Raw genomic sequence first — 3,978 nt, 5'->3', positions numbered from 1 at the left:
GGCCCCAGCAGCTGGGACTGGCCTACTACCAAGTTCAGGTGGCAGATAAGGAAGACTTGCTGGATATTTACGAGAGAGCGCAAGACTTGGCTGCCAGCAGCCGCTGGCTCAGCTCACAGGAGCTGGAAGTCACAGATCCAGACGGAATTGTCAGCAGAATGACCACAGCCCCTTAGACGGTGAATTTCAAAGGATCTACAGAATAAGCTTCCCTTTCATCAACCAGATGAAAGGGATTTCTGCTGCTCTTGACCAAACAAGCCCAAAGGGGACAGTTGAGGGCGGCAGCTGACAAGCTATGGTTGAGTGGGCCGGCATCGCTCCCCTGCTTTTTCTGATGAGAAAGCCAGATTGTTTTATTTTCAGCCGCTAAATGATGGTATAATAACAAAAGGAAGGAGGAGGTATGCCAGCTAAAAATAGGATTCATTTAGAAACACCAGCTATCTTTGACTGGAGACAAATCATTTCTTACCTATCAAGAGAGGAAAAGGAAGTGATGTATTGAGTTGCAAACGATTGAATCAAGCGCTTGTTTAAAGTCAATGTTATCTTTGTACGATTTTCTACAATGCATCGCTTCAGGAAGTATGTATCCAGACAGAAAATCAAACTGTTTTTTCTGCTGAAGCTCAAAAAGTTATTGGCAGTTTTGTCAGAGAGTAGTTGGATTTAGATCGGTCATTGGCAGATTTTTAACAGTTTGCGCGAGAGGAGGACATCTTATGCTCCTTAGTTCAGGAGTTTTACGGACTGCGCTTGGTGGGTGTGCCAGATTTTTATGAAGCAATGACTTGGGGGATTTTAGGACAGCAGGTTAATCTTGCTTATGCTTATACCCTAAAAGAACGCTTTGTCAAGAAGTATGGCGAAGCCTTTCACTGGCATCATGAAACTTACTGGGTTTATCCTAAGCCAGAGACGATTGCCAACAGCAAGCTCGAGGAACTGCTGGAGCTGCAAATGACGCGCAAAAAAGCGGAGTAGTTACAAACCATCTCCAAGCTCTTGTACCAAGGCCATATTTCCAAAAGTTATTATCAAGAGTTAGGTACAGCTGGGCAAATCGAAAAAGAGTTATTGAAACTTTATAGTGTCGGTCCGTGGACGGCACATGATGTGATGATGTGCTGTTTTCGTATACAAGAGGCATTTCCGATGGCGGATGTCGGCCTGCAGAATGGTATTTCCCATATACTTGCTTTAGAGGAGAAACCGTCTAAGGAATTGCTGTCCAGGCTAAAAGACAAGTGGGGAAGCTGGTGTTCCTATGCAGTATTTTATATTTGGCGTTTGCTTTATTAGCAGCTAATCAGAGAAAAGGAGAAGAAATGTATAAAACCTATTACACATCCCCAATCGGCCAAATTCTCATCTTGACGGATGCGAATGCTCTGCTGGGCCTGTGGTTTCAAGGGCAGAAATATTTTGGGGCGGGCTATGATTTGGCGCAGGCAGAGGTGAAGGATACGGAGCTCAGCCGGCGTGTTGCTGCTTGGCTGGATGCCTATTTTAAAGGGGAAAATCCTGCCATAGATGTTATTCCGCTGGCTCCTCAAGTGACCGAGTTTAGGAGCAAGGTTCTGGCCGTGCTGCAGAAGATTCCTTATGGTCAGACGGCTGCCTATGCAGATGTTCTGCAGGAGCTGCAGGCGGACTATGGAAAGATTGGCTCAGTCAGAGCGGTCGGCGGTGCGATTGGGCACAATCCTATTTCTATTTTAATTCCCTGCCATCGGATTGTCGGAAGCGACGGCAAGCTGACAGGCTATGCCGGCGGACTTGACAAAAAAGCCTACCTGCTGAAGCTGGAGGCGGGGGAAAAGACAACAGGATAAATAAAACTATTGATAAGCTAAAAAAGCACCATTCGGTGCTTTTTAACTGACTTTAAATATGGTAAAATGGATGTGATTAAAATAGGAAAAGAGTATAAAATGGCGAAAAAATCAAACGCAAATATTGGATTTGAAAATGAACTATGGAATGCGGCGGATTCTCTCCGGGGGCATATTTCTGCATCAGAGTATCGAAAAGTTATTATCGGATTAATCTTTTTGAAGTATGTATCCGATGCTTTTGAGGAAAAATACCAACAATTACTTGCAGAAGGTGATGGATTTGAGAATGATCCAGATGCTTATTCAGAGGATAATATCTTTTTTGTCCCTGAAATAGCTAGATGGCCTTTTATTGCCAGTCATGCACATTCTTCAGAAATTGGCACGGTTTTGGATGAGGCTATGCGTGAGATTGAAAAGGATAATTCAAGTCTTGAAAATGTTCTCCCTCAGATTTACGCCAGCTCAGACTTGGACAAGCGTGTTTTGGGAGAAGTGGTAGATATTTTTACTAATATTCAGATGTACGAAGGTGAAAATGAAAAAGATTTGCTGGGTCGTGCCTATGAATACTGTATTGAACGCTTTGCGGCTAACGAAGGAAAACGTGGCGGTGAGTTCTATACCCCAACCAGTATCGTTAAAACGATTGTGGAGATATTAAAACCTTTTCGGGGGCGTGTTTATGATCCTGCCTGTGGGTCAGGAGGTATGTTTGCACAGTCGGCTAAATTTATAGAAAACCATAGTGGAAACCTCAATAATTTATCTGTTTTTGGTCAAGAATCAAACGCTGATACTTGGAAAATGGCTAAGATGAATATGGTTATCCGCGGTATTGATGCGGATTTTGGAGAGCATCAGGCTAACAGTTTTTTCAATGATTTGCATCCAACGCTGAAAGCTCACTATATCATGGCGAATCCTCCTTTTAATATTTCCAACTGGGGTGCGGACAAACTGAAAGATGATATCCGCTGGAAATACGGAACGCCACCTAATAGCAATGCTAACTATGCTTGGATTCAGCACATGATTCATCATATGGACCCAAGCAACGGAAAGGTCGGCTTGGTTCTGGCAAACGGTTCACTCTCATCTACTCAGAGCGGAGAAGGAGAAATTCGCAAGAAGATTATTGAAGATGACTTAATCGAAGGGATTATTGCCCTGCCAGCTAATCTCTTCTACAGTGTGACTATCCCGGCATGCCTATGGTTTATCAGTAAAAATAAAAAACAAAAGGGAAAAACCTTATTTATCGATGCCCGCAATATGGGAGAAATGATTGACCGGAAACACCGTGATTTTAGTGATGAAGACATCAAGAAGTTAGCGGATACCTTTGAAGTTTTTCAAAATGGGAAACTTGAGGATGTCAAAGGTTTCTGTGCAGTCGTTGAAACATCAGAAATTGCCAAGCAAGATTATATTCTCACGCCAGGACGTTATGTTGGTATTGAGGAGAAAGAAGATGACGGAGAACCATTCGCAGAAAAGATGGACCGCTTAACCACAGAACTGTCAGAACTCTTTACCACATCTCACAAACTGGAAGACGAAATCCGTGAAAGATTGGGGGAAATTGGGTTTGAAATTAAGTGATTGGAAGAGAGTAAAACTTAGTGATGTATGTCAGATAAATAAAAATACGTATTCAGCTTCTGAAAAATGGGAATTTATTAATTATTTAGATACAGGTAATTTGACAAAAAATGAAGTTCAACAATTCCAATACATAGAAACTGGGAAAGATAAATTACCTAGTCGTGCTAGAAGGAAGGTTGAATATAATGACATTTTATATTCAACAGTACGCCCTAATCAATGTCACTATGGAATTGTAAAAGATATGCTCCCTAATATGCTCGTATCAACTGGTTTTGCAGTTATTACAGTTGATAAAAGTAAAGTTGATAGTGGTTATATATACTACTATTTAACCCAAAATGAAATCGTTGAAACTTTGCATGCTATAGGGGAACAGAGTACATCAGCCTATCCCTCTATAAAACCAAGTGATATTTCTGGATTGGAGATATCATTGCCTTCGCTAGAGATTCAAAGAGAAATCAGTGGAATTTTACATGCACTTGATAATAAAATTGAGAACTCAAACTTGTAACCTCAAAAACAG

The 3,978-nt window shown here is 41.7% G+C and carries 5 protein-coding genes and 1 pseudogene; 5 read left to right on the top strand and 1 reads right to left on the bottom strand.

Going from position 1 to position 3,978, the window contains the following annotated elements:
- Nucleotides 1-176 (top strand): annotated as a pseudogene (locus tag STRDD11_RS14465) (VOC family protein); the annotation flags it as partial.
- Here the strand turns inward: STRDD11_RS14465 and STRDD11_RS08750 are convergent.
- Nucleotides 173-430 (bottom strand): hypothetical protein, encoded by a 258-nt coding sequence (locus STRDD11_RS08750; RefSeq protein WP_128837004.1) that lies wholly within the window; start codon nt 428-430, stop codon nt 173-175. The pseudogene STRDD11_RS14465 and the gene STRDD11_RS08750 overlap by 4 nt on opposite strands.
- Nucleotides 431-768: 338 nt before the next feature.
- Here STRDD11_RS08750 and STRDD11_RS08745 point away from each other — a divergent pair, with 338 nt between their 5' ends.
- From STRDD11_RS08745 to STRDD11_RS08730, 4 genes are all read left to right on the top strand, one after another.
- On the top strand, nt 769-987 hold the full coding sequence (locus tag STRDD11_RS08745) for a DNA glycosylase family protein (RefSeq protein ID WP_164828441.1): 219 nt from the start codon (nt 769-771) through the stop codon (nt 985-987).
- Between the two features lie 344 nt (nt 988-1,331).
- The gene (locus STRDD11_RS08740) at nt 1,332-1,838 is read left to right on the top strand and encodes a methylated-DNA--[protein]-cysteine S-methyltransferase (RefSeq protein ID WP_128837002.1); all 507 of its coding nucleotides are present in this window, start codon (nt 1,332-1,334) and stop codon (nt 1,836-1,838) included.
- Nucleotides 1,839-1,937: 99 nt separating this feature from the next.
- Complete coding sequence (locus STRDD11_RS08735) at nt 1,938-3,446, top strand: type I restriction-modification system subunit M (RefSeq protein ID WP_128837113.1); 1,509 nt, start codon at nt 1,938-1,940, stop codon at nt 3,444-3,446.
- A complete protein-coding gene (locus STRDD11_RS08730) occupies nt 3,433-3,966 on the top strand; it encodes a restriction endonuclease subunit S (RefSeq protein WP_128837001.1) in 534 nt (177 codons plus the stop codon). Before STRDD11_RS08735 ends, STRDD11_RS08730 begins: the two co-directional genes overlap by 14 nt.
- Nucleotides 3,967-3,978: the final 12 nt, after the last annotated feature.

It is taken from the genome of Streptococcus sp. DD11 (genome assembly GCF_001578865.1).
Lineage (GTDB): Bacteria > Bacillota > Bacilli > Lactobacillales > Streptococcaceae > Streptococcus > Streptococcus panodentis.
This window is presented reverse-complemented; position numbering and strand designations above follow the sequence as displayed.

Bases quoted from the DNA above. Each gene is read 5' to 3' on its own strand.
- STRDD11_RS08740 (WP_128837002.1), top strand. From the start codon at position 1,332: ATGTATAAAACCTATTACACATCCCCAATCGGCCAAATTCTCATCTTG.
- STRDD11_RS08735 (WP_128837113.1), top strand. From the start codon at position 1,938: ATGGCGAAAAAATCAAACGCAAATATTGGATTTGAAAATGAACTATGG.
- STRDD11_RS08750 (WP_128837004.1), bottom strand. From the start codon at position 430: ATGAATCCTATTTTTAGCTGGCATACCTCCTCCTTCCTTTTGTTATTA.